This is a genomic window from Hyphomonas sp. J20-32 (assembly GCF_055808555.1).
In genome coordinates, this window is the sequence record NZ_CM147873.1 from 2811890 (window position 1) to 2838297 (window position 26408).

General features: G+C 59.9%; 24 protein-coding genes. 15 read left to right on the forward strand and 9 right to left on the reverse strand.

Annotation, left to right across the window (positions count from 1 at the left end):
- Positions 1-696, reverse strand: a complete 696-nt coding sequence (locus tag AC0L7I_RS13620; protein ID WP_473396966.1) for a DUF6134 family protein — start codon at positions 694-696, stop codon at positions 1-3.
- Positions 693-1220 (reverse strand): cupin domain-containing protein, encoded by a 528-nt coding sequence (locus AC0L7I_RS13625; protein WP_473396967.1) that lies wholly within the window; start codon positions 1218-1220, stop codon positions 693-695. Before AC0L7I_RS13625 ends, AC0L7I_RS13620 begins: the two co-directional genes overlap by 4 nt.
- Before the next feature lie 190 nt (positions 1221-1410).
- Here AC0L7I_RS13625 and AC0L7I_RS13630 point away from each other — a divergent pair, with 190 nt between their 5' ends.
- From AC0L7I_RS13630 to AC0L7I_RS13645, 4 genes are read left to right on the forward strand one after another with little or no spacing between them, the layout of a single operon-like run.
- Positions 1411-2415 (forward strand): cysteine synthase A, encoded by a 1005-nt coding sequence (locus AC0L7I_RS13630; protein WP_473396968.1) that lies wholly within the window; start codon positions 1411-1413, stop codon positions 2413-2415.
- A gap of 4 nt (positions 2416-2419) precedes the next feature.
- Positions 2420-3265, forward strand: a complete 846-nt coding sequence (sseA, locus tag AC0L7I_RS13635) for a 3-mercaptopyruvate sulfurtransferase (RefSeq protein ID WP_473396969.1) — start codon at positions 2420-2422, stop codon at positions 3263-3265.
- Positions 3262-4416 carry a cystathionine beta-lyase gene (gene metC / locus AC0L7I_RS13640; RefSeq protein WP_473396970.1) on the forward strand — a complete coding sequence of 385 codons (1155 nt, stop codon included), beginning with the start codon at positions 3262-3264 and terminating at the stop codon, positions 4414-4416. Before sseA ends, metC begins: the two co-directional genes overlap by 4 nt.
- 6 nt (positions 4417-4422) lie before the next feature.
- Positions 4423-5859, forward strand: a complete 1437-nt coding sequence (locus tag AC0L7I_RS13645) for an SLC13 family permease (protein WP_473396971.1) — start codon at positions 4423-4425, stop codon at positions 5857-5859.
- A 267-nt stretch (positions 5860-6126) separates the two neighbouring features.
- Here the strand turns inward: AC0L7I_RS13645 and AC0L7I_RS13650 are convergent, their stop codons facing one another.
- Both AC0L7I_RS13650 and AC0L7I_RS13655 read right to left on the reverse strand, forming a co-directional pair.
- Entirely contained in the window at positions 6127-7140 is a 1014-nt protein-coding gene (locus AC0L7I_RS13650) for an NADP-dependent oxidoreductase (RefSeq protein WP_473399159.1), read from the reverse strand.
- Positions 7141-7189: 49 nt separating this feature from the next.
- Positions 7190-7639 (reverse strand): hypothetical protein, encoded by a 450-nt coding sequence (locus AC0L7I_RS13655; RefSeq protein ID WP_473396972.1) that lies wholly within the window; start codon positions 7637-7639, stop codon positions 7190-7192.
- A gap of 148 nt (positions 7640-7787) precedes the next feature.
- On the opposite strand from AC0L7I_RS13655, the gene polA reads away from it, so the two are divergent.
- From polA to AC0L7I_RS13675, 4 genes are all read left to right on the forward strand, one after another.
- Positions 7788-10577, forward strand: coding sequence for a DNA polymerase I (gene polA / locus AC0L7I_RS13660; RefSeq protein WP_473396973.1), 2790 nt, complete (start codon positions 7788-7790; stop codon positions 10575-10577).
- Between the two features lie 134 nt (positions 10578-10711).
- Complete coding sequence (locus tag AC0L7I_RS13665) at positions 10712-12721, forward strand: alpha/beta hydrolase family protein (protein ID WP_473396974.1); 2010 nt, start codon at positions 10712-10714, stop codon at positions 12719-12721.
- A gap of 149 nt (positions 12722-12870) precedes the next feature.
- Positions 12871-13563 (forward strand): response regulator transcription factor, encoded by a 693-nt coding sequence (locus tag AC0L7I_RS13670; RefSeq protein WP_473396975.1) that lies wholly within the window; start codon positions 12871-12873, stop codon positions 13561-13563.
- A 7-nt stretch (positions 13564-13570) separates the two neighbouring features.
- Positions 13571-14170, forward strand: coding sequence for a hypothetical protein (locus AC0L7I_RS13675; protein WP_473396976.1), 600 nt, complete (start codon positions 13571-13573; stop codon positions 14168-14170).
- Here AC0L7I_RS13675 and AC0L7I_RS13680 read toward each other — a convergent pair.
- Positions 14151-14624 carry a DUF3995 domain-containing protein gene (locus tag AC0L7I_RS13680; protein ID WP_473396977.1) on the reverse strand — a complete coding sequence of 158 codons (474 nt, stop codon included), beginning with the start codon at positions 14622-14624 and terminating at the stop codon, positions 14151-14153. The two genes, AC0L7I_RS13675 and AC0L7I_RS13680, sit on opposite strands and share 20 nt — an antisense overlap.
- 113 nt (positions 14625-14737) lie before the next feature.
- Here AC0L7I_RS13680 and AC0L7I_RS13685 point away from each other — a divergent pair, with 113 nt between their 5' ends.
- The gene (locus AC0L7I_RS13685) at positions 14738-15202 is read left to right on the forward strand and encodes a peptidylprolyl isomerase (protein ID WP_473396978.1); all 465 of its coding nucleotides are present in this window, start codon (positions 14738-14740) and stop codon (positions 15200-15202) included.
- 80 nt (positions 15203-15282) lie between these two features.
- Positions 15283-16839 carry a stimulus-sensing domain-containing protein gene (locus AC0L7I_RS13690; RefSeq protein WP_473396979.1) on the forward strand — a complete coding sequence of 519 codons (1557 nt, stop codon included), beginning with the start codon at positions 15283-15285 and terminating at the stop codon, positions 16837-16839.
- Here the strand turns inward: AC0L7I_RS13690 and acs are convergent.
- The gene (gene acs, locus AC0L7I_RS13695) at positions 16836-18782 is read right to left on the reverse strand and encodes an acetate--CoA ligase (RefSeq protein WP_473396981.1); all 1947 of its coding nucleotides are present in this window, start codon (positions 18780-18782) and stop codon (positions 16836-16838) included. The genes AC0L7I_RS13690 and acs overlap by 4 nt on opposite strands.
- 305 nt (positions 18783-19087) lie before the next feature.
- Between acs and AC0L7I_RS13700 the strand changes: the two genes are divergently transcribed.
- On the forward strand, positions 19088-19735 hold the full coding sequence (locus tag AC0L7I_RS13700) for a 50S ribosomal protein L25/general stress protein Ctc (protein ID WP_473396982.1): 648 nt from the start codon (positions 19088-19090) through the stop codon (positions 19733-19735).
- A gap of 86 nt (positions 19736-19821) precedes the next feature.
- A complete protein-coding gene (pth, locus tag AC0L7I_RS13705) occupies positions 19822-20436 on the forward strand; it encodes an aminoacyl-tRNA hydrolase (RefSeq protein ID WP_473396983.1) in 615 nt (204 codons plus the stop codon).
- Between the two features lies 1 nt (position 20437).
- Here pth and AC0L7I_RS13710 read toward each other — a convergent pair whose 3' ends face one another.
- Together AC0L7I_RS13710 and AC0L7I_RS13715 are read right to left on the reverse strand one after the other, a co-directional pair.
- Positions 20438-21361 (reverse strand): Gfo/Idh/MocA family protein, encoded by a 924-nt coding sequence (locus AC0L7I_RS13710; RefSeq protein WP_473396984.1) that lies wholly within the window; start codon positions 21359-21361, stop codon positions 20438-20440.
- A gap of 110 nt (positions 21362-21471) precedes the next feature.
- The gene (locus tag AC0L7I_RS13715; RefSeq protein WP_473396985.1) at positions 21472-22437 is read right to left on the reverse strand and encodes an alpha/beta hydrolase; all 966 of its coding nucleotides are present in this window, start codon (positions 22435-22437) and stop codon (positions 21472-21474) included.
- Positions 22438-22597: 160 nt separating this feature from the next.
- Between AC0L7I_RS13715 and AC0L7I_RS13720 the strand changes: the two genes are divergently transcribed.
- The 3 genes from AC0L7I_RS13720 to AC0L7I_RS13730 all read left to right on the forward strand — a co-directional run bounded on the left by AC0L7I_RS13720 (position 22598) and on the right by AC0L7I_RS13730 (position 24956).
- Positions 22598-23620: an NADP-dependent oxidoreductase gene (locus tag AC0L7I_RS13720; protein WP_473396986.1), complete on the forward strand. Its 1023-nt coding sequence runs from the start codon at positions 22598-22600 to the stop codon at positions 23618-23620.
- A 58-nt stretch (positions 23621-23678) separates the two neighbouring features.
- Positions 23679-24590, forward strand: a complete 912-nt coding sequence (locus tag AC0L7I_RS13725) for a hypothetical protein (RefSeq protein WP_473396987.1) — start codon at positions 23679-23681, stop codon at positions 24588-24590.
- Between the two features lie 99 nt (positions 24591-24689).
- Positions 24690-24956 (forward strand): HU family DNA-binding protein, encoded by a 267-nt coding sequence (locus AC0L7I_RS13730; protein ID WP_035613124.1) that lies wholly within the window; start codon positions 24690-24692, stop codon positions 24954-24956.
- Positions 24957-24994: 38 nt separating this feature from the next.
- Here AC0L7I_RS13730 and AC0L7I_RS13735 read toward each other — a convergent pair whose 3' ends face one another.
- The gene (locus AC0L7I_RS13735; protein WP_473396988.1) at positions 24995-26407 is read right to left on the reverse strand and encodes an MATE family efflux transporter; all 1413 of its coding nucleotides are present in this window, start codon (positions 26405-26407) and stop codon (positions 24995-24997) included.
- Position 26408: the final 1 nt, after the last annotated feature.

Sequence of the window (26408 nt, forward strand, 5' to 3'; positions counted from 1 at the left end):
TCAGTAGGGTTTCGTCAGCACGTACTCAATGTCCTGGCCACGGGCCTCGAACGCGAGCTTCACCCATCGGCCCTGCGCGTCATACCAAAGATCAACGTCGATGGCCGAATCCATCGTAAAGTGATGCGCTTCTACCGTTCTGCCTCCGACTCTCACGGTGTCGGGGCCGTTGTCGAGGACTTCGACCTTGATCACTTCACCGTCTTCTGTGGAGAGCAGCTGCATTGCCTGGGTCTGCGCAATATTCCAGTGGCTTGACGGGAGAATACCGAACGGGACTTCTCCAGTGTATTCCGTTCCGGTGACATCAAGCGCATTGCCGACGCGCGCGGCGCTGACCGAACCATTATTGCCGTTGTCATTGACCACGCCATCAAGCGCGACAAGCTCGCCGTCTTGCCAGGTTTCAGTGGCAGTCAGCGCATAGTGAAATAACGTAATCGGTCCAAGGCCTGCCTTGAGGCGAACACCAGTCCTTGCCTTCAGCGTGCCATCGGGTGCGATATCGAACGACACAGTATGAGTGCCGAAGGGCTGACCCTTGCGGAGCACCTGGAACATGATCTCGTCGCCATCTTTCGGGGTCCATGCAGGCAGCCGAACGGCGGTGCCAGCGGTGGAGCCGGGGCTATTGTCGGCCGTTGCGGGGGTGGCAAGAAGGGTCAACGAGAGACCAAGGAGGGCAAGGCGGATCATCTGAACAGGTTCCAGAGCGAGCTACTTGTTTCCGCGACGAAACAGACGCATGCCACGTCACCCACAGCGGCTGGCTTGTGCCGCATGCCCGGTTCACCCAGCACCAGGTCTCCTCGCGAATAGACACCATGTCCATCACTGAAGCGTCCCTTGAGCACGACGGTCGCCTCCATCGCACCATGACCATGCATCGGTGTTGACTGTCCGGGCTCGAGCTTGATGAACTTGGCGCCGCGGGTAGCAGTGTTCGCGTAAGCGATTCCTGATACGCCTCGCTTCCATGGCAGGTTTTCGTCGGACATCGCCAGAAGCTCCCCGGCGGTGAGGGTGTGCCTTCGAGACGTACGCCGCCAATTTGTTTGTGCTGTCGGAACTCCAGCCGATTGCGGATCTCTCTCGAGCAGGGCGCCGCCGACGATTGACAAGAGTTGCGCCGTTTCGGCCCCTGTCGGGCTGAGCAACATGTGAAGGTCTCCCGCAAGCGCGAGCGCTCCGTCGTGGTTCCCTGCCGCATGATCCAGCATGAAGGATGCGTATGAGTTCTGGTTCTGCAACGCGTGGTTCCTGTCCGGTAAGCGTGGTCGATCAACTGTTCTACGGAACGCCAAGCCGATTAGATCACTTTTGGCGCTACCGATTGTGGCAGTTGTGCATTGGCGCGCTGCACCCTAGCTTGGCCCGACAAGACTTCCCTAACTGAACCGGACCTATTGCATGACCACTTACCGCTCCGTTGTTGACCTGATTGGCAACACGCCCCTTCTCCGACTCAATGCGGTATCTGACGAAACCGGATGCGAAATCCTTGGAAAATGCGAATTCCTGAACCCGGGACAATCGGTCAAGGACCGTCCGGCACTCGGCATCGTGCGGGATGCTGAGGCGGCAGGCGATCTGAAACCGGGCGGAACAATCGTCGAGGGCACAGCCGGCAATACCGGGATCGGCCTGGCGCTGGTGGGTGCCGCGCTCGGCTATCGCGTCGTGATCGTGATGCCGCGAACCCAGAGCCAGGAGAAAAAGGACGCAATCCGGCTGCTCGGCGCAGAACTCATCGAGGTCGATGCCGTGCCCTACGCCAACCCCAACAATTATATCAAATTTTCCGGGCGCCTCGCCGCCGATCTGGCAAAATCCGAGCCCAACGGCGCGATCTGGGCAAACCAGTTCGACAATGTTTCGAACCGCAAGGCTCACTATGACACGACCGGTCAGGAAATCTGGAACCAGACTGACGGCAAGCTCGACGCGTTCATTTGCGCGGTCGGGTCTGGCGGCACACTCGGCGGCGTTTCCATGGCGCTGAAAGAGAAACGCAAGTCCGTGCAGATCGGCCTCGCCGACCCCGGCGGCGCGGCGATGTATGAGTACTTTACGAGCGGCGAATTGAAGTCCGAGGGGACGTCCATCACCGAAGGGATTGGCCAAGGCCGCATCACGGCCAACCTGGAAGGAATCGAAGTCGACCGCGCCTATCGCTGCACGGACACAGAGGCGCTGAACGTCCTGTTCGATCTGGTGCAGAAAGAGGGCCTGTGCCTTGGCGGCTCCGCTGGCATCAACGTGGCCGGCGCGGTCAAGATGGCGCGCGACCTTGGCCCGGGCCATACAATCGTGACGATGCTGTGCGACTATGGCAATCGTTACCAATCGAAACTCTACAATCCGGAATTCCTGAGATCGAAGGACCTGCCGGTGCCACCATGGATGGAGACGTAAAGCGATGGAAACGGGCGACCCCCTCGTCAGTGCCGACTGGCTGAAAGAGCACATTTCGGCACCGGATATCCGTATCATTGATGCAACATGGTTCGCGCCGTTCACGAATCCGGCCCAGACGGGCCGACAGGCTTACATGTCAGGCCACATTCCCGGCGCCCACTTTTTTGATATCGATGCTATTGCACGCCAGGATACCGACCTCCCGCACATGCTGCCGGATCCGGTCATGTTTTCCTCGCGTGTGCGCAAGCTCGGCATCGGCGATGGCAACCGGATCATCGTATATGACCAGAACGGATTTTTCGCCTCGGCGCGAGTTTGGTGGATGCTGCGGGTAATGGGCCACCAGGACGTGAAAGTCCTGGATGGAGGATATGCCGCCTGGCTCGCTGCTGGCGGTGAAGTCGAAGACCTGCCACCAGTCGCCGTGGAGCGCCACTTTACCGCGCGGGTGCGCAGCGATCTCGTGAAGGATGCAGCGCAGGTGCACGAGATTTCCGCCAGCGGCTCTCACAAATTGATCGATGCACGAGCAGCAGACCGGTTCAACGGCGAAGCCCCGGAACCACGCGAGGGCCTGTCTTCCGGGCATATTCCGGGCAGTGTATGTGTGCCGTGCAGCAAGTTGATGAACGCCGACGGCACACTGAAATCCGCAGCGGATCTCGCTCCGCTGTTCGAGAACCCCATGGCGGCAAGCGTTGCGACATGCGGTTCCGGTGTCTCCGCGGCAGTCACGGCCATGGCGCTGGCGCGGCTCGGCAACTGGGATGTCGCCGTCTATGACGGATCGTGGACGGAATGGGCCTCAGACCCGGAGCGTCCAATTGCCAAGGGCACGGCATGAAAAAACCGGAAACGCGCCTGATCCATACGCGAAAGGAGCGCCTTGGCCGGGTAACCGTGAATCCGCCCGTAGAGCGTGCATCGACGGTGCTGTTTCCGACCGAACAGAGTCTTTACGGGCCAAAGCCGACTTATGGCCGGATGGGGCTCACCGTTCACCGCGAACTGGAAGCGGCGATGAACGAACTGGAAGGCGCGACCTATACGCGTCTCGCAGCCAACGGCTTGCAAGCCTGCTCGCTGGCCATCGCAGCATGCGTGCGAAATGGCGACCATCTCCTCTTCCCGGACAGTGCCTACGGACCGACAGCGAGGTTCTGCGAGCGGCGGTTGCCCGCCATGGGAGTGAAGACCACGCGCTTCGATCCGCGCATCGGCGCCGGAATCGCAGACCTGATTCAGGACAACACGAAAGCGATCTTCCTGGAGTCGCCCGGTTCGCTGACATTCGAGATCAGCGATACGCCCGCCATCGTCGAGATCGCCAAGGCACGTGGCATTCGCACCATCCTGGACAATACCTGGGGCGCTGGCCTGCACCACCAGCCGCTGGCGTTGGGCGTGGACCTTTCCGTGCAGGCGTTGACGAAATACCCGGCAGGTCATTCCGATGCATTTGGCGGCGCAGTGATGACACGCACACCCGGCATAGCGGGGCGCCTGGAGGCGCTATCGGAAGACTGGGGCATCAGCCTGTCGCCCGACGATGCCTATTTGTGCCTGCGTGGTTTGCGCACGCTCAAGACGCGATTGAAGGCACACGAGGCGGCGGGCCTCGAGATAGCCCGCTGGCTGGGCGCGCGCACGGAAGTTTCTGAAATATTGCACCCTGCCCTTTCATCCTCACCGGACCATGCCTTGTGGCAACGCGACTTCAGCGGATCGAACGGCTTGTTCGGCGTCGTGCTCAATCCTGTCCCCGAGGGCGGAATGGAGCGCTTCCTCGGCGCAATGCACCTGTTCGCGATGGGATTTTCCTGGGGCGGATTCGAGAGCCTGATCATTCCTTGCGACGAACAGCTGCGCCGCATGAAGGGCAGTTGGACTGAAAAGCGTGCCGGTCCGCTGCTGCGTGTCCATGTGGGGCTCGAGGCCACAAGTGATCTCGTCGCAGACCTTGAGGCGGGCTTCATGGCCATGTCAGGGAGCTGACAAGGCATGGGGGCGCAGAAAATCGGATTGGTGCTGGGGCCGGTCGCGGCCGGACTGATGCTGTTGCTGGGACCACCGGATGGCTTGGCGCCTGCCGCGTGGGGCACGGCAGCGCTCATGGTGCTTATGGCAACCTGGTGGGCGACGGAGGCAATACCGATTCCGGCAACGTCGCTGTTGCCCCTGGTCGTGTTGCCGCTGATTGAGGCAGGCACACCCAAACAGGTCGGCGCGGACTATGCCCACTATATCGTGCTGCTTCTGCTTGGCGGGTTCATCATCGCCATGGGGATTGAGCGATGGGACCTGCACAAGCGGATCGCCCTGAATGTAATTACACGCGTTGGCGCCGCACCAAAATCACTGGTCTTTGGCTTCATGCTCGCCACCGCCATGCTGTCCATGTGGATATCCAACTCGGCCACAACGCTGATGATGATGCCGATTGCCCTGTCGGCGGCACATGCGCTTGGCGACAAGAGCGGCAAATTCGCGGCGGCCCTGTTGCTGGGTATTTGCTATGCGGCGTCCATTGGAGGAGTTGCCACGCCGATCGGCACTCCGACGAACCTGATTGCCATAAACTGGCTGCAGGTCGAGATGGGCGCAAGTATCGGTTTTCCGCAATGGATGGCGTTCGGGGTGCCGGCAGCAGCCGTGATGATTCCCGTAGCCTGGTGGGCAGTGACGCGGGGGCTGCCGCAACTCGAGGGTGGCCACGCCGTCGTCCAGCGCGTGCGCGAGCAATTGAGCAAACTCGGGCGAATGACACAGCCTGAATCCCGGGCGGCACTTGTCTTTGGTGTCGTCGCCCTGCTCTGGGTATCCCGCCTCTGGACCGTCGACCTGATCGATGCGTACGGCTGGGATGTGCTGAAAGGATTCAACGGCGCCGAAGTGGACATGATGATCGCCATAGCGGGCGGGGCGATGATGTTCATCGTGCCAGCGGGTGGCGGAGAGAAACGCGCGCTTTTGAGTTGGGAAGAGGCTGAACGCCTGCCCTGGGGTGTGCTGGTGCTGTTTGGCGGCGGCATCGCGCTGGGCAATGCAGTGTCCCGAACGGGACTGTCGGAATGGCTTGGTGAACATTTGTCGGTGATGTCGTCTTTTCCGCCGATCCTGTTCATCGCGGTCGTTGTGGCGCTCGTCATTTTCCTGACGGAGCTGACGAGCAATGTCGCCACGATGACAACGCTGGCACCGATCCTGGGCGCTCTCGCGGTAGCGGTGGGGATGGCTCCGGAAAGCCTGCTCGGGCCGGCAGCGGTGGCCGCCTCGTGCGCCTTCATGTTGCCGGTGGCGACCGCGCCCAACGCCATCGTCTATTCGACGGGACATGTTCCGATCCAGACCATGATGCGCAAGGGTCTGATCATCAACCTGATCGGTATCGGCGTGATAACGGCAATCGGCTTTTGGATCGCGCCCCTCGTTCTCTGAGCCGTCTTCCGCGCGCAGTCCCCCACTCCAAGGGGGAAGGAGAGTGGGGGACACCGCTGCGGGCCAGGGGGAGGGTTTGGAGGTACCAACAGCGGAAACGCGAGTAGATGTGATGCCGACCGGGTGGGAAGACCCTGCCGAAATCACGTTGGTTCAACGCGCGCCCGCAACGTTCCCGTCGCTGGAAACGCGCGATTTTTCGTGTCTTTTTTGTCATGACAAAATCGTCAGGTCCTGTGGTGATTGCAACAGGACCCGACGACGGGATCAATTCGGCTCGTCGCTGACCTGCACCACAAGCTTGCCAAGGTTCTTGCCCTCAAAAAGGCGTGACAGACTGGCCGGGGCATTCTCGAGGCCCTGGACTACATCGGTCTCGAATTTCAGTTTCCCTTCCATCAGCCACTGCGCCATCTGCTGGATGCCTTCGGCAAAGCGTGGGTAGTAGTCGATGACGATGAAACCTTTCAGGAGCGTGCGCCGCATGAGCAGGTTCTCGAAATTGAACGGCCCCGGCACCGGCTCCGTCGCATTATAAGTCGAGATCAGGCCACAAAGCGGCATCCGAGAGAAATCGTTCAGCCGCGCGATGACGGTGTCCATGATCTCGCCGCCGACATTCTCGAAATTGATGTCGATGCCGTTCGGACAATGCTTGTCGAGCGCCGCGCCGACATCTTCCTTCTTGTAATTGATGGCGGCATCGAAACCGGCTGTCTCGACCAGCCATTTGCATTTCTCATCCGAGCCCGCGATGCCGACAACGCGGCAGCCCTGGATCTTGGCGATCTGCCCAACCATCGAGCCGACAGCACCTGCCGCCGCAGAGACAACAACGGTTTCACCCGCCTTGGGCTTGGCGATGTCCATGAGGCCGAAATAGGCGGTCATGCCTGTCGCGCCTATCGGCCCCATGAAGGCGGTCAAGGGAACGCCTGGTAGCTGGGGCATCTTGGCGAGGCTCGCGCCCGGCAAGGTATTGTAGAGCGCCCAATGGGCCAGCCCGGTATTGACGATGTCACCCGGCTCCAGCCCGTCAAAACGGCTTTCGGTGACGAGGCTGAGGCCGCCGCCGCGCATGGGTTCGCCGAGGGCGACCGGCGGAAGGTAGGCATCCTTGTCGCTCATCCAGATACGGTTGGTCGGATCGAGCGAGAGATAGATCGTGCGCGCACGCACCTCGCCGTCCTGAAGCGGCGCAAGCGAGGCCTCGACGAGTTCAAGGTCGGTTTCCTTGACGTCGCCCACAGGACGGTGGCGCAGCACCCAGGTCTTGTTCATCTCTGTCATCGTCTTCTCCCATTTTCAGGGAGGCTACGATGAATCAGGCTCAGCGCAAGACATCTCGCCGGGAAAGCCACCAAGCGTAAACTGCCAAGAGCGCCCCGATTGAAATAATCACGAAAGGCATAGGCCCCGGGTCCAGACCTTCTGGCATGTCCTTAATCGACATGCCTTGAACCATCGATGCGAGGGCGCCCGCAAGCGAAGCCCCCAAGAACCAGACTGCTAGCCGGTTCCGCAGGAGCAGCAGAATAGCACCCAGAAAGCCGCCCCAGGTTCCGATCAGCCAAAGCATTTTTTGCCACCACGCGAACGAAAGAAAAAAATCTATCTGCGAGGTGTTCATGCCGAGGAACCCTTCCAAATAGGGCTCAAACCGGGTCATTGTCGCCGCAAAATCGAAGGCTCCGTATCCGTTCCATAAGAAAGCAATCACGCCTATAACCCAAAGATGCCACGGTGTTCCGGCGCGTGTGGGTACCATTTCGTCTGACATATCAACTCCCTCCCAGAATTGTATTTCTGGCAGCCACATTACTATGAGTTGGGCCAGGACGGAACATCCGGCCCGAATGGCAAGACAGGGCGGGTGACGCGCCAGCCTCAAGCGGCTAAACCAGCGGCCAGCAAAGGATTCTCCGCTTATGGCCACTGCCCCCGTCACCAAGGACAGCCACCTCTATCTCGTCGATGCGAGCGCCTACATTTTCCGGGCGTTCCACGCGCTACCGCCCCTGACGCGATCGTCCGACGGACTGCCTATCGGCGCGGTGGCCGGCTTCTGCAACATGCTGTTCAAGCTGCTGGAGGAGCTCAAGGGGCCAGACAGGCCGACGCACTTTGCGTGCATCTTCGATGCGTCATCGCACACGTTCCGCAACGACATGTACGACCTCTACAAGGCGAACAGGTCCGAACCGCCAGAGGAATTGCGCCCACAATTCCCGCTGGTGCGCCGGGCGGCGGTTGCGTTTGCGGCCCATGCGCTGGAGCTTGAGGGATACGAGGCCGACGACCTGATCGCGACCTATGCGCGCCAGGCCGAGTCCAAGGGCGCGCGGGTGACCATTGTGTCGTCGGACAAGGACCTGATGCAGCTTGTCTCCAACAAAGTCGTCATGCTCGATACGATGAAGAACAAGACAATGGGCATTGACGAAGTGTTCGAGAAGTTCGGCGTCGGGCCGGAGCGTGTGGTCGATGTGCAGTCGCTCGCCGGCGACAGTGTCGACAACGTGCCGGGCGCGCCCGGCATTGGCATGAAGACGGCTGCGCTCCTGATCAATGAGTATGGCGATGTTGAATCGCTTCTGGAGCGTGCCGGAGAGATCAAGCAGCCAAAGCGCCGCGAATCCCTGATCGAGAACGCCGACCAGATACGCCTGTCGAAGCAGCTGGTAATGCTGAAGGATGATGTCCCGGTGACGCTGGAACTGGAAGGGCTGGCAGTCACCGATCCCGACCCGGACACCTTGCTCCCCTTCCTCGAAGAGATGGAATTCCGGACCATTACGCGCCGCGTGCGCGAGATGATGGAAATGGAAGGCGCCATCGAGGCTGCGCCGCCTGCAGAGGACCCGATAGACCGCACCAAGTACGAAACGGTGCGCGACTTTGACCGGCTCGAGGACTGGGTCGCGCGCGCCGTGGCGCAGGGATACGTGGCCGTGGATACGGAAACCGACAGTCTCGATTCCGTCGCGGCAAACCTCGTCGGCGTATCGCTGGCCCTGTCGCCCGGAGAGGCGTGCTACATTCCGCTCGCGCATGTGGATCCGAACGGCGCGGGCGATGGCGACATGTTTGGGGCCGACCCGCCACGCCAAATCCGCATGGCAGACGCCATCCGCGCGCTGAAGCCGATGCTGGAGGATGAGTCAGTCCTGAAGATCGGCCAGAACATCAAGTATGATGACAGCATCTTTGCGTCGCAGGGCATTCGCGTGTCCCCGATCGACGATACAATGCTGCTGTCCTATGTGCTGAATGCCGGCAAGCACAGCCATGGCATGGATACGCTGTCGGAACGCTATCTCGGGCACTCGCCGATTCCGTTCAAGGAAGTGGCTGGCACAGGCAAGCAACAGGTGAGCTTCGATAGGGTGTCTCTGGACAAGGCGACTGAATACGCCGCCGAGGACGCCGATGTGACGTTGCGCCTGTGGCAAACATTCAAGCCGAAACTGCACACCGAGAAAGTCACGACCGTCTACGAAACGCTGGAACGGCCCCTGGTGCCCGTACTGGCGCAGATGGAGCGCGAAGGCATCAAGGTGGACCGCGACCAGCTCTCACGCCTGTCCGCGGATTTCTCGCAGCGCATGGCTGCGCTGGAAGCTGAAGCCGAGGAACAGGCCGGGCGGGCGTTCAACATTGGCAGCCCGAAACAGCTGGGCGAAATCCTGTTCGACGAGATGGGGCTTGAGGGCGGCAAGAAGACCAAGACCGGCGCATGGGTGACGGATGCCGACGTGCTGGAAGGCCTGGCAGCCGAGGGCCATGCCCTGCCCCGCACGATTGTCGACTGGCGCACGCTGTCGAAGCTGCGCTCGACCTATACCGAGGCGCTGCAGGCTGCGATCAATCCGAAAACGGGCCGCGTGCATACGAGCTTTGCCATGGCAGTGGCGCAGACCGGGCGGCTTTCATCTTCCGATCCGAACCTACAAAACATCCCGGTACGGACCGAAGAGGGCCGCAAGATTCGCGAGGCCTTCATTGCAGAGGAAGGCAATGTCCTCGTCAGCGCCGACTATAGCCAGATCGAGCTGCGCATCCTCGCGCACATGGCCGATATTCCGGCGCTGAAGGACGCGTTCCAAAAGGGGCTCGACATTCACGCGATGACGGCGAGCGAGATGTTCGGCGTACCCATTGAAGGTATGGACCCGATGGTGCGCCGGCAGGCCAAGGCGATCAATTTCGGGATCATTTACGGCATTTCGGGCTTCGGACTCGCGCGCCAACTCGGCATCCCGCAGGGCGAGGCGGCCGAATACATCAAGACCTATTTCAAGCGCTTCCCCGGCATCCGCGCCTATATGGACGAGACCAAGGCCTTCGCGAAGGAGACCGGCTATGTGCAGACAGCCTTCGGCCGGAAGATCCATCTCGCGGCCATCAAATCAAAAGGACCCGCCAAGGCCTTTGCCGAACGCCAGGCGATCAACGCGCCGATCCAGGGCTCTGCCGCCGACATTATAAAGCGCGCCATGATCCGCATGCCGGAGGCACTCGCCAAGGCCGGCCTCAAGGCCCGCATGTTGTTACAAGTGCATGACGAACTGATCTTCGAATGCCCGAAAGCCGAAGCCGACGCGCTGGTCAAGCTGGCACAGGACACAATGCAGGGCGCAGCCATGCCGGCGCTGAAGCTGTCCGTGCCGCTGGTGGTGGAGGCGCGTGCGGCGAGCAACTGGGCGGAGGCGCACTAGGATCCAATCAAGACAAGCACCGCCTCAATCCTCAATTCCACTTTTCCCATAGCGGGCCTCAATTAAAAATTGCATCCACAGCTCGCAGATTTTAGCCTCAGATTCAATTCAACGGATCGCGGGGCGCGTAATTGATGAAAAAATTTCTGATTCAGGTCATTTGTTGCGCAGCATTTTTCATCCCATTTGCTGGAGCAGCCTTAGCCGACTATCCTGGTGCCTATGTTGGGCAGGCCGAACTGCGAGACATTGCCATATCGCCTGACGGGGAGAAGCTGGCACTTCTCAAAACCGGGCACGAATTCGATTTTGCCCAGCGGTTTGGCTGGGACGAGGTTCAAATTAGCGACAGCGCCACAGGCACGTCGCTTTTGGAACTGAAGCAGACATACATATACAACAAAAACTCAACGAACTGGTTATTCGATTGGGTCTACTGGCCCTTTGATGATGTCATTTTGGCGAGCGGTGTTGAATACACGGTCTCGGGCAAAAAATTCAAGAAGCGGTCTGTGTTTCTCACAATAAACGCAAAAACCGGTGAGAAAAAGATCCTGTCCGCGAGCAGGAATGGGAACCTCAAACGGACATTGTCTTTCCCAAAACTTATGGGAAGTAATGCCGAAACCCGGGAAGTGGCTCTGGCCGTCCCGAAGGGAAAGTCAGTGGATCTGGTCCTGATCAATGTCGATACCGGCCATCAACACACTCTGGATAAGGCCAGCGAAGACACGCTGACCTGGCTATTGGACGATAGCATGCGCCCGGTGATGCGGATCGACGAAACGAAGTCGGGCGCACTTCAAAAATACTTTGCCAGCGATGACGGCGGCCGGACCTGGAATCTACGATTCCAGCATGATGTTCTAAATGAAGGGTTCGCCCCAATCTCCTATCTTGAACAACAAGAGGGGCTCGCCGTTATCGCCATACCGCCGGGCGAAGAACGGAAAAGCCTGTTTCAATTCAGCCTTCAAGAGGGCCGGTTTGGAGACAAGATATTTGGACACGACACGTACGATCTCAACTTTGCGAAACGCAAGCGCGGATCCGACAGCATTCTCTATGCAGATTATTGGAATGATAATCTTGAACGGCAATGGTTCAGCGAAGTCGACGCCAAGATGGGGCACGCGATTGATAAGGCGCTTCCTGAAAATGCGAACTGGACGATCTATGATATGAGCGCAAATGGCGAGGATTGGATAATCTATGTATCTTCGCCCACGAACCCAGGCTCCTATTATGTTCTGCTGCGAGAGCTCAAGACCTTGCGCAAGATATCTGACGCTCGGCCCGGCGTTGACCTCAAGTCCACTTCGCCAACGCATCGCTTTGACTACGTTGCAGCAGATGGAGTGCAACTGCGCGGTTATTTCACGCCGTCGATCGTGGCCGAAAATTCCGCGCCGCTCATTGTCATGCCGCATGGCGGTCCCGTATCTCGCGACCGTCTGGATTGGGAAGGATGGGCACAATACTTTGCCTTCCGAGGCTATTCCGTGTTCCAGCCGCAGTTTCGTGGTTCCGGAGGATTTGGATCAACATTCGAGCAGATGGGGCACGGCGAGTGGGGACGCGCAATGCAGCAAGACATTGCGGATGGCGTTAGCGCCCTCGAGCAAGCGGGCCTGGTAGAGCCAACACAACCACGAAGTATCGTTGGGGCCTCCTATGGCGGCTATGCTGCTTTGGCAGCAGCGACCATGACGCCTGACGCTTATCAATGTGTGATCAGTTATGCGGGCGTGAGCGACCTGCCAAGAATGATCCGCCAATACGACATAAAGGATCCCGTAGAATCCTTTCTGCGAACCCTCTGGCTGCGCCGAATGAACAATGGAAGCGATGATGAAAGCGAGTTGTGGCAGCGTTCGCCAATCGCACACATCGACAAATTGAAAGCACAGGTTTTCGTTGTCCATGGCAACGACGACGAAATCGTGAGGGTGGAACAGAGCACCGCTTTTTATGACGCTGCGATCAAGGCCGGAAAGTACGCCAGAATACGCCTGCTGGAGAATTCAGGGCACCGGATCTATCGCGATGAAACCAATACCGACCTGCTGGTGGCAATGAATGATTTCCTGGTCCGGTGCATGCCTCCCCCTGCCATTCGCCCAATCTCCCCTAAATCGCCGTAATGTGAGCGTTTGCTTGCCCTAGTCTTCTGTTTTCATTGGAACAGCACCGAAGGAGGGCTTTTGTCATGTCGCGAACCGTGGTTGAACACCATTATGCAAGACGGCCAGACCCAGTGAGCGGGTATGCCTTGGCCGAGAAGGATCGAGCGATGACAACTCTGGCACTTGTGGATGACGACGAGAACATCGTCGCCTCGCTGAAAATGTTCTTTGAGGCTGAGGGCTACAATGTCCGCACCTATCATGATGGCGAAGCCGCCCTGCCGGCCCTGACAGAGACGCCGCCGGACATCGCCATCCTCGACGTGAAGATGCCCAAGATGGATGGCATGGAGCTGTTGCGCCGCCTGCGCCAGACCAGCGAACTGCCGGTGATTTTCCTGACCTCGAAGGACGAGGAAATCGACGAGGTGATCGGCTTCAATATCGGCGCGGATGATTTCGTGAGGAAGCCCTGTTCCAACCGCCTGCTGGCCGAGCGCGTGAAAGCCGTGCTGCGCCGGGCACGCGGCGGCGTGGCCGGACCTGAAGAGGGCGACCACAAGCCCATCGTTCGCGGCAAGCTGACGCTCGACCCGAACCGCCATGCCTGCACCTGGGACGGACACCCCGTGCGCCTGACGGTGACGGAATTCCTGATCCTGCAGGCGCTCGCTTCGCGCCCTGGATACGTCAAGAGCCGCGACCAGCTGATGGACGCCGCCTATGACGACCAGATTTATGTCGACGACCGAACCATCGACAGCCACATCAAGCGGCTGCGCAAGAAGTTCCGTGAAGTGACCGATGAATTCGACGCGATCGAAACCCTGTATGGCGTCGGATACCGTTATACCGAATAGGCCCGCCTTGCGCGCCCGGGGCATTGCCGAAGTCTATATCGGCGGCGCGGCAGACGGGCAGTCGCGGATTGTGTCCAGCTTTGTGGCCGCGCGCCAGCGCCTCCTGCGCGACAGTGGCAACCAGCATGGCCGGACGGCGGCTTGGTTCGCGCACTATGATGTCGATGGCGCCACCTCTCACTGCATGACGGCCCTGACGCGCGGAGACGAGATCGCACTGGTCGGCCACAGTTGGGGCAGCGATGCCGCACTCCGCGTGGCGCACCAACTCAATGGCACGATTGGCTTGCTGGCAGGAGTCGATCCGGTGATGCGGCCGGGCAGCATTTTCTCTCGCGCGAGCCGTAGGCCCGGCAATGCTGCGCTCGTTGTTCATGTCGATGCCAGGCCACGACGGCTCGACCGGTCGGATTTCGTGAAGGCCACCGGCGTTGTTCTGGGGGGCGGCGTGGCGGACGCCTATCGCAGTGCAGATGTCACGATCCGCACGGAACTGAACCATTGGGCATTTGCTGACATGATGGCCGCACCGGGCCAGGATGGCGCGTCACTTAGTGAACGTATCAGCAGGGCCGACTGGTGCGTCCCTAGAATCCGAGCAGGCTGAGCCGCCACGTCCAGTTCGGCATGGTCAGTGTCAAAACGAGGAAGCCAAGGCCAATCAGGACGCAAAGCGGGGAATAGAAACGACGGTTGAGACGCAGAAAGGGCTGTTCCGGCAGCGCGCGCTCGAAAGTAGGCATGACGCCGATAATACCCCGGAAAAGGAAGACGCCCGCCAGCGCCAGCCCCCCGGGAGCCACCAGCCAGTCAGACATGGGAGCGGTGATAAGTCGTCCCAGCAAGAGCGCCCAGACGGCTGCCCCCAGCAAGCAGAATGCAACAAAGGACGAGGCGGCCATGGACGGCATGCGCGTTATTCCCCTGCGCCCGACAACAGCCCGCGCCAGAGCCTGCTGATTGGAATAGGGAAACGTGCTGCCCAGTGCCCAAGCCAGATGGATCAAGCCCGCCAGCGCGAGAACCCCGGAGAGCAGGATCGAAAGTGAATTTGCAATCATGAGCCAGCGCGTCCTGATATGATGCACAGATAATAACACGGCTGGTGGGCTTGCCGCCATCGCCTTCATTCAATAGCCAGTCATGAACCCGAGCCACACATAAGGATTTTCCGATGACCGACCTTGAAAACACCCTCCTTCTTGAAACCTCAAAGGGATCCGTGAAGATTGAATTGCGCCCAGACCTCGCACCAGGTCATGTCGAACGTATCAAGGAACTCGCCCGGGAAGAGTTTTATGACGGTATCGTCTTCCACCGCGTGATTGCCGGGTTCATGGCACAGGTCGGCTGCCCGAAAGGCAATGGCACAGGCGGATCCAGCAAGCCGGATATCAAGGCCGAGTTCAATGCCGAGCCGCATGTGCGCGGCACATGTTCGATGGCGCGCACAGCGGCGCCGAATTCTGCCAACAGCCAGTTCTTCATCTGCTTCGACGATGCCAGCTTCCTGAACCGCCAATACACAGTCTGGGGCAAGGTCACGGACGGCATGGATGTGATCGATCAGCTTGCGAAAGGTGAGCCGCCGCGCAATCCTGACAAGATTGTTAGCATGCGCGTTGCGGCAGACGTCTAAAAATCGCCGCAGCCCGGAATCAGGGTAACGGGATGGGCGAGTCCAAACGCATCAGGCTGCCAGGTTCAAGGCGCGGATCCATGTTCCTGGGTTCGCGCATCGCCAGGCTGATCTTCGCGTCGAACCTCGCCGGTCTCGCCATTCTCATCATCGGTGCGATGGTGCTGAACGAGATGCGTGCCGGGTTCGTTGTTTCGAAGAAACAAGACCTTGTCGCGCAAGCGCAGATTTTCACCAGCCTGCTGGGTGAGGATGCGACCACACCCGAGCCCAGCCTGGATGTGGACGCTGCCCGGCAAACCATTGTTCGACTGAACCTGCCGGAGCGGGTGAGAGCACGTATTTATTCGCCCGACGGCGAGCTTGTCGGCGACAGCTTCTACCTGTCAGAGCGGGTGGATATAGATGCGCTGCCTCCCCTGAAGGAGCCGAGCCGTATCGCGCGCATGGGCGCCGCCATGTCCGAATGGGCCGCGCGCGTGTTCGGGCCGATCATGCCACGCCGCAGTTCCGAAGCCGTGCGCACTCAAAGCTTCGAGGAAGAATTCGACAGCGCCGCGATGGGCGACATCGCGGCGAGCCAGCGCTTTTCCGACCGGGGCCAGCGGATCATCTCGGTCTCCATGCCCATCCAGCGCGTGTCAGCCGTGGTGGGCGTATTGACCCTCGAGGCGAGCGACATCGACGAAATCATCCGATCTGAACGCGCGGCACTCGTCCCGTTCATCGGTGTCGCGGTATTGGTGGCTTTCATCACGTCATTCTTTCTCACCCTCGGGATAGCCCGCCCGATGCGGCGCCTGTCGCTGGCTGCCGACCGCATCCGTTCGGGCGCATCGGACCGTATCGAAATCCCCGCGCTGACCCGGCGCAAGGACGAAATCGGCAATCTGGCGTCATCAATGCAGGGCATGACCGAGGCCTTGCTTGAGCGGATCGAAGCCAACGAACAGTTTGCGGCCGACGTGGCGCACGAGTTGAAGAATCCCCTGACCTCGATCCGGTCCGCTATCGAAACAGCTGAGCGCGTGCAGGACGACCCCGTCGCCAGCGAGCGTTTACGTGAGGTGATAGCCTCGGACGTGAAACGCCTCGACCGTCTCATCACCGATATTTCGAATGCCTCGCGTATTGAGGCGGAAATGACCCGCGTTCCGAGCGAGCAGATCGACATTGCGAGGTTCGCCCGCGATGTCGTGCGCACCTATGAGGCGATGAGCGATGGTCCCGACGCGGTTTCTGTTATGTTTGACGACGCGACCATGGGCGCGCGCCTGCTTGTCCGTGCACGGGAGGGGCCGCTTGGACAGGTTATCCGCAACCTCATCGACAACGCCCGTTCTTTCTCTCCAGCCGGCAGCACCGTGCATGTGACGCTGGAGCAAACCAATAGCGGCCCCCAGACGATCGCGCGGCTGCGCGTTGAAGACTCCGGTCCCGGCATTCCAGCCGACAAGCTGGAGGAGATATTCAATCGCTTCTATACCGACCGCCCGAAAGGAACCGCTTTCGGCAATAATTCCGGCTTGGGTCTGTCGATCGTGAAGCAGATCATCGCCACGCATCGCGGCAACGTCCTCGCTGAAAATCGCGAGGAAGGCGGTGCCCGGTTCACTGTGGACCTGCCCGCAATCTAGCGGTTTTGCCGGTTCTCTATGAGGTCGTTCACCACCTCCGGTTCGGCAAGCGTGCTCGTATCTCCCAAGTTGGAGAACTCGTTTTCGGCGATCTTGCGAAGGATTCGGCGCATGATCTTGCCCGAGCGGGTCTTGGGCAGGCCCGGCGCGAACTGGATCAGGTCCGGTGAAGCGATGGGCCCGATCTCGTTGCGAACGTGCTGGACGAGGTTCTTGCGGAGATCTTCATCGACTTCGACCCCGGCGCGGACGGTGACATAGGCATAGATGCCCTGTCCCTTGATATCGTGCGGGTATCCGACGACTGCCGCCTCCGCCACAGCGTCATGACTGACAAGCGCGCTCTCGACTTCCGCCGTGCCCATGCGGTGGCCGGAGACATTGATGACATCATCCACGCGGCCGGTGATCCAGTAAAAGCCGTCCTCGTCGCGTCGGCAGCCATCGCCGGTAAAGTAATATCCCGGATAGGCCGTGAAATAAGTGTCGATGAAGCGCTGATGGTCACCATAAACGGTGCGCATCTGACCGGGCCAACTGTCGGTGATCAGAAGGTTGCCGTCCGCAGGGCCTTCAAGCTTGTTGCCATCGGCGTCGACCAGCACAGGCTTGATGCCGAAAAAGGGGTGGCTGCCGGCGCCAGGCTTCATTTCTGTTGCCCCAGGCAGAGGTACGATCATCGTGCCGCCTGTTTCAGTCTGCCACCAGGTATCGATGATCGGGCAGCGCGCTTCGCCCACGACATGGAAATACCATTCCCAGGCCTCCGGGTTGATCGGCTCTCCAACCGTTCCGAGCAGGCGGATCGATTTGCGCGATGTCGCATTCACCGGGCCTTCGCCCTCGCGCATCAGGGCACGGATGGCGGTTGGGGCGGTGTAGAAGATGGTGACCTGGTGCTTGTCGCAGGCCTGCCAGAACCGGCTCGCATCGGGATAGGTTGGCACACCTTCGAACAGGACGCTGGTCGCGCCATTCGCGAGCGGGCCGTAGACGATATAGGTGTGCCCCGTGACCCAGCCGACATCGGCCGAGCACCAGAATACATCATCGTCCTTGAGATCGAACACGTATTCATGGGTCATTGACGCCCAGACGAGATAACCGCCGGTCGTGTGCAGCACGCCCTTGGGCTGTCCCGTCGAACCGGACGTGTAGAGGATGAATAATGGGTCCTCGGCATTCATCGGTTCAGGCGGGCAATCGGCAGACACGCCTGCGCCGATCTCGTGGAGCCAGTGGTCACGGCCTTCGGTCATTTTCACGTCGGCGCCGGTGCGGCGCACAACCAGCATTTTCTTGACCATGCCCTTTGCGATGGTGGCGGCCGCATCGGCATTGACCTTGAGCGGCACCTTGCGGCCACCGCGCACGCCTTCATCGGCTGTGATCAGGACTTCCGATTTGCAATCGACAATGCGTCCCGCAAGCGCCTCTGGCGAAAAGCCACCAAAGACCACCGAGTGAACCGCCCCGATGCGCGCACAGGCCAGCATGGCATAGGTCGCCTCCAGGATCATCGGCATGTAGATGGTAACGCGGTCGCCCTTCTTGACGCCGAGTTCCTTCAACACATTCGCAAACTTGCATACGGCCGTATGAAGCTGCTTGTAGGTAACAGTGTAGGTGTCTGCCGGGTCGTCGCCTTCCCAGATGAAGGCGGCCTTGTCGCCGCGGGTCGCCAGGTGTCGGTCGATACAATTGGCCGTGACGTTGAGCACGCCGTCCGAATACCATTTCACATGCAGGTCGCCGGTCTCCCAAGAGACGTCCTTCACCACCGTGTAAGGTGTCATCCAATCCAGACGCTTGCCTTGCTCGCCCCAAAAGGCTTCCGGATCCGCGATAGAGGCGGCGTACATTTCCCGATATTTCTCCGGAGTGAGGTTTGCCTTGGCAGCAAATTCGGCGGGAACGGGATAGGTCTTGCTGGCATCGCTCATCACGGGTGTCCTGTATTGTGCACTTCAGCGACCCTAACAGACTGCAGACTTGATTGAGAAGGTGCGGTTTCGAAGAGTTTCGTCCGGCGCGCGTGTTTTCATGCCCCATGCCGCTACGAAAGGCTGATGGGTAAACGCAGAAGGCAGAACTCGCCAAACAGGCGAGCCCGCCTGCCCCGGACCGCTTGCCAGCAGCAACATCATCGCCTATAGGCGCCGACTGGAAACGACGGCGCAAGGCCGTGCGTGTCAGGCTGTCACCGTCCGGATGCCCGGCGGCGGACTTCAGGGCGAAAGGAAAACAAATGTCCAAGAAACAAATTTCATTCAATGTCGAAGTGCGTGAGCGCATCGGCACAGGCGGTGCACGTGAAGCCCGCAATAATGGCTTCGTTCCCGGAGTCCTGTACGGCGGCAACGAAAAGCCCGTGGCGATCAACCTGCGCCTCGCAGAAGTGATGAAAGCGATCGAAACCGGACACTTCCTGTCTTCGACGGCTACCCTCGTCTACAAGGGCGACAAGCAGCTCGTGATCCCGCAGGCGATCCAGATGCACCCGATTACGGACCGCCCGGTCCACGTCGACCTGTTCCGCGTCAAAGCCGACCAGAAGATCAAGGTTGAAGTACCTGTCCACTTCAAGGGCGAAGACGTTTCGCCAGGTCTCAAAAAGGGCGGCACCCTCAATGTCGTGCGCCACACGGTCGAACTTCTTGTCCCGGCCGGCCACATTCCGGAATTCCTCGAAGCCGACGTGTCGGCGCTCGAAGTTGGCGACAACCTCAAGATTTCGGACATCACACTACCATCCGACGCTGAACCGACCATTACGGATCGCGACTTTACGGTCGTGACGATTGCCGGGCGCGTCGCGGTTGTCGACACCGAAGAGACCGAGGCTGCCGATGAAGCCGAAGACGCCGACGAAAAAGAAGAAGGCGGCGAAGACTGATCCGTTCGGTCTGGCTCTGCGTGCTTGGCCTTTTTGGGCCAGGCACGCGGCCAACCCCTGCTCGGTCGCACGAGGGAGAACACCCGATGCTGATCCTCGCAGGACTAGGAAACCCTGGACAAAAGTACGCCGGCAACCGTCACAATGCCGGGTTCATGGTCCTGGATCGTATTCACTCTGAATTCAATTTTCAGCCCTGGCGCTCAAAATTTGAGAGCCAGGTTTCCGAGGGCACGATCGAGACGGCTGCTGGTCGGATCAAGACCCTGCTGGTGAAGCCAGAAACTTACTACAATGAATCAGGTCGCGCGCTGTCAAAGGCCACGACATTCTACAAATTGACCGCCGAGGATGTAGTCGTTTTTCACGACGAAATCGATCTGGCACCCGGTCGCGTTCGTATGAAGCAAGGCGGTGGGCATTCGGGCAACAATGGTGTCCGGTCACTGATTGCACATATCGGCGAGAACGTCCGGCGCGTGCGCATTGGCGTCGGCCATCCCGGCGACAAATCGCAAGTCATGCCTCACGTATTGTCCGACTTTTCGAAGGCGGATCAGGACTGGTTCGAGCCACTGCAGAAGGCAATTTCCGGTGCCCTGCCCTTTCTTGCGGCAGGAGACGACGAACGCTTCCAGACCGAAGTCATGCGCCTCGCGCCTGCTCCGAAGCTCGATCCGAAACAATCTAACCGCAACTAGGTCAGGCGTCGATCTTGGCGAGCGCGGCTGCTTCGGCCGCTTCCGCCATGGCTACAGCGGCAACCGCTCCGTGGGCGGGCACCGGGCTGCGCGCGAGGCCGAGACAGGCGGCATAAAATCCCTCGTCTGCCGCGCCCAAGGGGTCAGGAAGCTCTGCCGCTATATCGACGCGAACGTCATACGGCGTGGAGTTCTGAAGCTTGCGCGTGAGGAAGTCTATCGCGATCTCACCAGACGGATAGACAACCCGCATGGTACGTTCGCGTACGTCTGACGCCCGGCTGGCGCGCAGGCGGGCGACGCCGCCGCTGGCATAGGTGAACTGTGCGCTAGCCTCGTCGAGGTGGCGCGAATGGACACGGGACCCGCTGGCCATGACCCCCGTGAATTCGGTTCCAAGCATCATCGCCGCAAGGTCGAGATCGTGGATCATCAGGTCCCATATGACCGACACATCGCCTGCCCGATTCTCCGGAGCGGGCGGCCCGGCGCGAACGGACTCTATGAGTAGTGGCGTTTCTTCGATGGTCAGCACGCCCATGGCGCGGGCCACGAAGCGCTCCTGATGGCCGACTTGGAGAATCCGGCCGCGAGCGGCAGCTTCGTCTGCAAGACTACGTGCCGCCTTGCCTGACAGCGCCAGAGGCTTCTCGACAAGGACATGGCAGTGCGCTTCAACCGCCTCGCGGGCAAGCGGCTCATGAAAGGTCGCAGGAACGGCAATCACGATCGCATCGCACATGTCGAGAAAAGCGCGGTAGTCCGAAGTGCCATGTGCTCCAAACGTGCTGGCTACCCGCTCTGCCCGATCCCGGTCGATATCGTACACGCCCATGAATTCGGTGCGCGCCGAGGCGGCAGCTTTTTGCGCGTGGTAATTCCCGAACACACCGGCGCCCGCGACGCCGACTTTCAACTTGGTCATTCTTTCTGGCCCTCATCTGCGCCGACATGACACCGCATCGCCCCCTGCTGCAAGTACGGGCGGCACATTCATCTGCCAAAGGTTATGACAGTTTCTGAGAGAATGGGGCTCTACGCTGGTACAGCTTGCGGAAAGGTGCAGCCGAGCCCGCGTGCCAGGGACGCAACATAGTCCCGTTCGAACCGCTGGGTGACGGCCGCTCCGGCCTCGAACTGGAAGCCGTGATACGCGCTGGGATATATGATGAATTCCGTGGCGACACCTGCTGCGATCAACCGGCGCGCATAAGCCATGTTCTCGTCGAGAAAGAGATCCAGGCCTCCGATGCCGATCCATGTCGGAGGCAAGCCTTCGAGGCTTGCCGCGCGGGCAGGAACAGCCGGGGATGCAGGTGCATGACCACCAAGATAAGACGCCCATCCGAAGCGGTTACTGGCTGGCGTCCAGATATACTCGCCCAGAACCGGGTCGAGCTTTGCATCGTCCGCTGTCGTGCGGTCATCCAGCATCGGGTACACAAGGTGCTGGAACGCGATCTTGAACTTGCCTTCGTCGCGCGTACGCAAAACCAGTCCCGCGGCCAGTCCTCCGCCGGCGCTGTCTCCTCCGACGGCCACGCGGGAAGTGTCGATAGCGAGTGACGCGGCATTCTCGATCATCCAGTTGAGCGTGGCGGCGCAATCATCGAGCGGTCCCGGGTACGGCTCCTCAGGAGCAAGCCGATAGTCGGGTGATACAACGACCGCGCCAAGCTCAGAGGCGACCCGTGTGTTGCGATCATCCGACCCTTCTGGGGCGCCAAGCACGTAACCGCCGCCATGAATGTGCAGGAAGGCCGGACGTGCCTTGCGCTTCAACATCGGTTCATAGACGAGGCAGCGAACTTCGCGCCCGCCAGCCAGCCCCGGAACCACCACCTCGCGCCGCGTAACGCCCAGCAGCGAAGGATCGCCCATGACGGTCATCCCTGCAGCCACCTCCCGCATCGCCGGCAGCATTTCCGGCTTGAGGTCGAGCGGTGGGAAAGTCTCGCCAAATTCGACGAGTTCCGGATCCACGAGGTGCCTGGTCTTCATGCTGCGTCCTGCCTTTGCCTGATTTTGTTGGGGCAACCTTATTCAAAGGCGTGAAATCGGCAAGCTGCTGACGCCCGGCAAGATATTCCGGCGGCAAGCCCTTCACAGGCGACGAGTCACAGTCCACTTAAGCGACAACGATAATCAGGAGGAAATCATAATGGCCAAACTCAACTCAACCGAATGGGCACTCGCGTCCCGGCCGGAAGGCATGCCCAAGCCCGCGAATTTTGCGAAGAAAACCGTGGAGATCGCCGAACCGAAAGATGGCGAGATCCAGGTTCAGAACGAGTGGATGTCTGTTGATCCCTACATGCGCGGCCGGATGTATGATCGTGAAAGCTACGTGCCTCCGTTCCAGATCGGCGAAACGATGCAGGGCGGCGCAGTGGGCCGAGTGACGGCGTCGGCCCATCCGGACTACAAGGTCGGAGACCTCGTATCGTCCATGCTCGGCTGGCGCACGGCCTGGGTGGCCAAGCCGGAAGCCGCCATGGTTCAAAAACTGCCGGATGTCGGCTTGCCAGAGAGTGCCTTCCTTGGCGTTGCGGGCATGCCCGGACTGACAGCCTACGCTGGGTTGTTGCGCGTGGCCGAATTGAAAGAAGGCGACATTGTTTTCGTGTCGGGTGCTGCAGGCGCTGTCGGATCGACAGTGGTACAGATCGCCAAGAACAAGGGCTGCATGGTCATCGGGTCCGCTGGCGGGCCGGACAAGTGCGCCTTCGTCAAATCATTGGGAGCAGACCACGTCATCGACTACAAGAAAGCTGGCGGGTTTGACGGCTTGGTGAAAGCCCTGAAGGCTGCCTCGCCCAAGGGCATCGACGTGTATTTCGATAATGTCGGCGGCGACCACCTGACAGCGGCCATCGAAGTCGCCCGGCCACTGGCGCGTATGGCGCTGTGCGGAATGATCGCGCAATACAACGAAACCGGCACGCCTGTAGGCCCACACAACATTATCCAGGCGGTAGGCAAGCAGCTCAAGTTGCAGGGTTTCATCGTGTCGACGCATGCCGACATGCAGCCGGCATTCTTCGCGGACATGGCGAAGTGGATTCCGGCCGGCAAAATGAAGTTCGAGCAAACTGTGATGCAAGGTATCGACAAGGCGCCAGAAGCCTTTATGGGCCTGTTTACAGGCGCCAACACTGGCAAGATGTTGGTGAAACTCACCTAAACCCAATATATCCGCACCGCGTCTCAAAGGCCGCGGTGCGGCCACGGAGACTCACATCATGGCGCGGTTGTTCGATGCCTACATAATGGTGGACTGGAGTGCGGCGGCCAAGCCGGCGCTCGGAGCAAACTCGATCTGGATTGGCATCCTGGCGAAAGACGCCCGGCTGAAACTGCAATTCAAGGCAGTCAATATCGATACACGCCTGAAAGCGCGTGCATTCCTTGAAGACATGATCGCCAAGCTGACACGGCGCGGCGACCGGGTACTGCTTGGTTTCGACTTTCCGCTGGGCTACCCGGCGGGAACGGCCAAAGCATTGGGGCTGGATGTGTCGAAACAGCCTCCTTGGGCAGCCATGCATTCGCACCTCGCCAGCAAACTGAAAGACAAGCCCGATAATTCGAATGCGCGCTACGCGATTGCGGCCGGAATGAATTATGCCATCTCCAAGGGCCCCTACCCGTTCTGGGGGGCAGCCGCACGCGATGTGGTCTCGACTCTGGCATCGACGAAGCCGGACTTTACAGGCCAGCCGCTGCCAGAATTCCGTGTGGCAGAGTCCAATTTGCGCGACCGGAAACTCGGCCAACCAAAGTCTGTGTGGCAACTCGCCTATACGGGCAGCGTCGGCAGCCAGTCGCTGACAGGCATCCCTCACGTGCATGCCCTGCGCGCGGCGTGGGCGAATGCTCGCATCTGGCCCTTCGAGACCGGAGCGGATGAGATCACCGAAGACGACCTGCAGGGCGTGGACGTCGTCATCGCCGAAATTTACCCGTCCCTGGTCAAGGCGAAAGCAGAAAAAGGCGAAACTCTGGACGAAGTTCAGGTCCGTGAAATCGCCCGTCATTATTCAGAACTCGACGAAAAAGGGCTGCTCAGCGAGGCGTTTTCCACAGGCAAATCGCTTGACGAGGGAAAAATCGAGCAGATTCAGGCCGAAGAGGGCTGGATTCTAGGCATATAGCCCGTGTTTACTGGCCTTTCGGCATATTCACGTAAAACGAATCGTGGGCATGTCGACGCAACGGCGGGGGATCGCCGTTTAACTTAGAGGAGAACCCCTATGAACAAGGGTGAACTTACAAAGGCAGTTGCTGCCGAATCCGGCCTTTCGCAAAGCGAAGCCGGCAAGGCCGTCGATGCTGTTTTCGACACGATCGCTGGTGCTGCGAAAAGCCGTCAGCAAGTGGCGATCGCCGGATTCGGCACGTTCGCGGCGAAAACCCGCAACGCTCGTGAAGGCCGCAACCCGGCCACTGGCGACAAGATCAAGATCCCAGAAAAGACATCCCTGGCTTTCAAACCAGCCACGGCTCTGAAAGACCTCTAGGGTATTTGGCCTTCCTTGCTGGAGGCCTACCCTGAAATTCAGGCGGCGCGTTTGCTCGGCAGGCGCGCCGCTTTCGATTCCAGAAGCACCGTCTGCAGGACACCCGCAATACCAATGCCGATGAGCGCGCCCTCCATCATGCCTTGGGCGCCCCTGCCCTCCACAAGGCCCAGCCAATAGCAGGCCGGGATCATGGCGGCGAAGAACGAACCGATATGGATGATGCTGGGCGACCAGACGATTTCCTGCGCGCGCAACGCCATCGACGCCGTTGCCTGCAGGCCGTCAAAGATCGTCGCCGCAGCAGCAAAGAAGAGCAGGCTCGCGATCGCAGGGGCGAGGATAACTCCGTTCAGAACCGCATCCGGGCGCACCAGAACGCGCGATATCGGCCCGTTGAACAGGATGAGGATGAGAGCCAAAATCAGGCCCATGATGATCGTCGCCGCCACGCCGAGACGGCCCGCGTCGCGGATTTCATCATTGTTGCCGCGCCCGAAGGCTTCAGCGACGCGCACGCTCGTGGCAGAGCCGATCCCGAGATAGAACATGAAGCAAAGCCCCATGATCTGGACGGCATAACCGTAGACCGAATTGGCCGCGAGACTGATCCATGTCGCAATGATGTACGTCATGTTGAAGCCGCCCCATTCGGCGACATTGCTTATGGCCGTGCCGATGCCGACGCTGAACTGGCGACGGGCCTCGTCGAGGGGACCAGCAACCGACTTGCGGAAGGCCGGAGTCAGCATCACGACAAGAATGAACATCACGATCGTCAGCGCCCAGCGTGAGCTTGTCGTAGCCCATGCTACGCCTTCGGCGCCCATAGGCTCACCTCCCCACACGCCACCCACGAGCGCCAGGTCGAGGACCAGGTTGATCACGACACCGAAATACATGACGACCGTAACCAGCAGAGGCCGGCGCAGGGCTTCGAGGTAAAAGCTGCAGACCTGCGAGACCATGAAGGCGAGGAGGCCGCTGGACAGGATCCGCGTCACCTTTGCCGTCTCTGAAGCAATTGTCTGGGGGTCCAACTTGTCGGCAGCTTCCGATACAGGCGCAATCGTAACGAATATCCAGTGAAACAGCGGCTCGGCACCGAAGAAGACAAGCGCCGTCAAAACAACGCCCAGTCCGACAGCCGCCCAAAAGCCACGCCGGAATATGCGCCCGGATTCACGCGCGAGTCCGACGCCAAGCAGTTCTGACGTGAGTACCTGCGTGCCAAGCAGAAGGCCCATGCCAAAGCCAATGGACACGCCCATCGGCAGCCATGAATTCAGGATGAAGGGCAGTTCACCCGGTGAGTACTGGCCGAGCACGATGGCGTCGGTGATGCCCATCAGCATCATCGACATTCGCGTAATTGCGATCGGAACGGACAGCCGAAGCAAATCCGATATGTCGGAGGCCCGCGCCCAGGCGGGCCAGCCTGCGCGAGCCATT

Coding starts and splice junctions, on each gene's coding strand:
- AC0L7I_RS13620 (WP_473396966.1), bottom strand. CDS start 696: ATGATCCGCCTTGCCCTCCTTGGTCTCTCGTTGACCCTTCTTGCCACC.
- AC0L7I_RS13625 (WP_473396967.1), bottom strand. CDS start 1,220: ATGCTGGATCATGCGGCAGGGAACCACGACGGAGCGCTCGCGCTTGCG.
- AC0L7I_RS13630 (WP_473396968.1), top strand. CDS start 1,411: ATGACCACTTACCGCTCCGTTGTTGACCTGATTGGCAACACGCCCCTT.
- sseA (WP_473396969.1), top strand. CDS start 2,420: ATGGAAACGGGCGACCCCCTCGTCAGTGCCGACTGGCTGAAAGAGCAC.
- metC (WP_473396970.1), top strand. CDS start 3,262: ATGAAAAAACCGGAAACGCGCCTGATCCATACGCGAAAGGAGCGCCTT.
- AC0L7I_RS13645 (WP_473396971.1), top strand. CDS start 4,423: ATGGGGGCGCAGAAAATCGGATTGGTGCTGGGGCCGGTCGCGGCCGGA.
- AC0L7I_RS13650 (WP_473399159.1), bottom strand. CDS start 7,140: ATGAACAAGACCTGGGTGCTGCGCCACCGTCCTGTGGGCGACGTCAAG.
- AC0L7I_RS13655 (WP_473396972.1), bottom strand. CDS start 7,639: ATGTCAGACGAAATGGTACCCACACGCGCCGGAACACCGTGGCATCTT.
- polA (WP_473396973.1), top strand. CDS start 7,788: ATGGCCACTGCCCCCGTCACCAAGGACAGCCACCTCTATCTCGTCGAT.
- AC0L7I_RS13665 (WP_473396974.1), top strand. CDS start 10,712: ATGAAAAAATTTCTGATTCAGGTCATTTGTTGCGCAGCATTTTTCATC.
- AC0L7I_RS13670 (WP_473396975.1), top strand. CDS start 12,871: ATGACAACTCTGGCACTTGTGGATGACGACGAGAACATCGTCGCCTCG.
- AC0L7I_RS13680 (WP_473396977.1), bottom strand. CDS start 14,624: ATGATTGCAAATTCACTTTCGATCCTGCTCTCCGGGGTTCTCGCGCTG.
- AC0L7I_RS13685 (WP_473396978.1), top strand. CDS start 14,738: ATGACCGACCTTGAAAACACCCTCCTTCTTGAAACCTCAAAGGGATCC.
- AC0L7I_RS13690 (WP_473396979.1), top strand. CDS start 15,283: ATGTTCCTGGGTTCGCGCATCGCCAGGCTGATCTTCGCGTCGAACCTC.
- acs (WP_473396981.1), bottom strand. CDS start 18,782: ATGAGCGATGCCAGCAAGACCTATCCCGTTCCCGCCGAATTTGCTGCC.
- AC0L7I_RS13700 (WP_473396982.1), top strand. CDS start 19,088: ATGTCCAAGAAACAAATTTCATTCAATGTCGAAGTGCGTGAGCGCATC.
- pth (WP_473396983.1), top strand. CDS start 19,822: ATGCTGATCCTCGCAGGACTAGGAAACCCTGGACAAAAGTACGCCGGC.
- AC0L7I_RS13710 (WP_473396984.1), bottom strand. CDS start 21,361: ATGACCAAGTTGAAAGTCGGCGTCGCGGGCGCCGGTGTGTTCGGGAAT.
- AC0L7I_RS13715 (WP_473396985.1), bottom strand. CDS start 22,437: ATGAAGACCAGGCACCTCGTGGATCCGGAACTCGTCGAATTTGGCGAG.
- AC0L7I_RS13720 (WP_473396986.1), top strand. CDS start 22,598: ATGGCCAAACTCAACTCAACCGAATGGGCACTCGCGTCCCGGCCGGAA.
- AC0L7I_RS13725 (WP_473396987.1), top strand. CDS start 23,679: ATGGCGCGGTTGTTCGATGCCTACATAATGGTGGACTGGAGTGCGGCG.
- AC0L7I_RS13730 (WP_035613124.1), top strand. CDS start 24,690: ATGAACAAGGGTGAACTTACAAAGGCAGTTGCTGCCGAATCCGGCCTT.
- AC0L7I_RS13735 (WP_473396988.1), bottom strand. CDS start 26,407: ATGGCTCGCGCAGGCTGGCCCGCCTGGGCGCGGGCCTCCGACATATCG.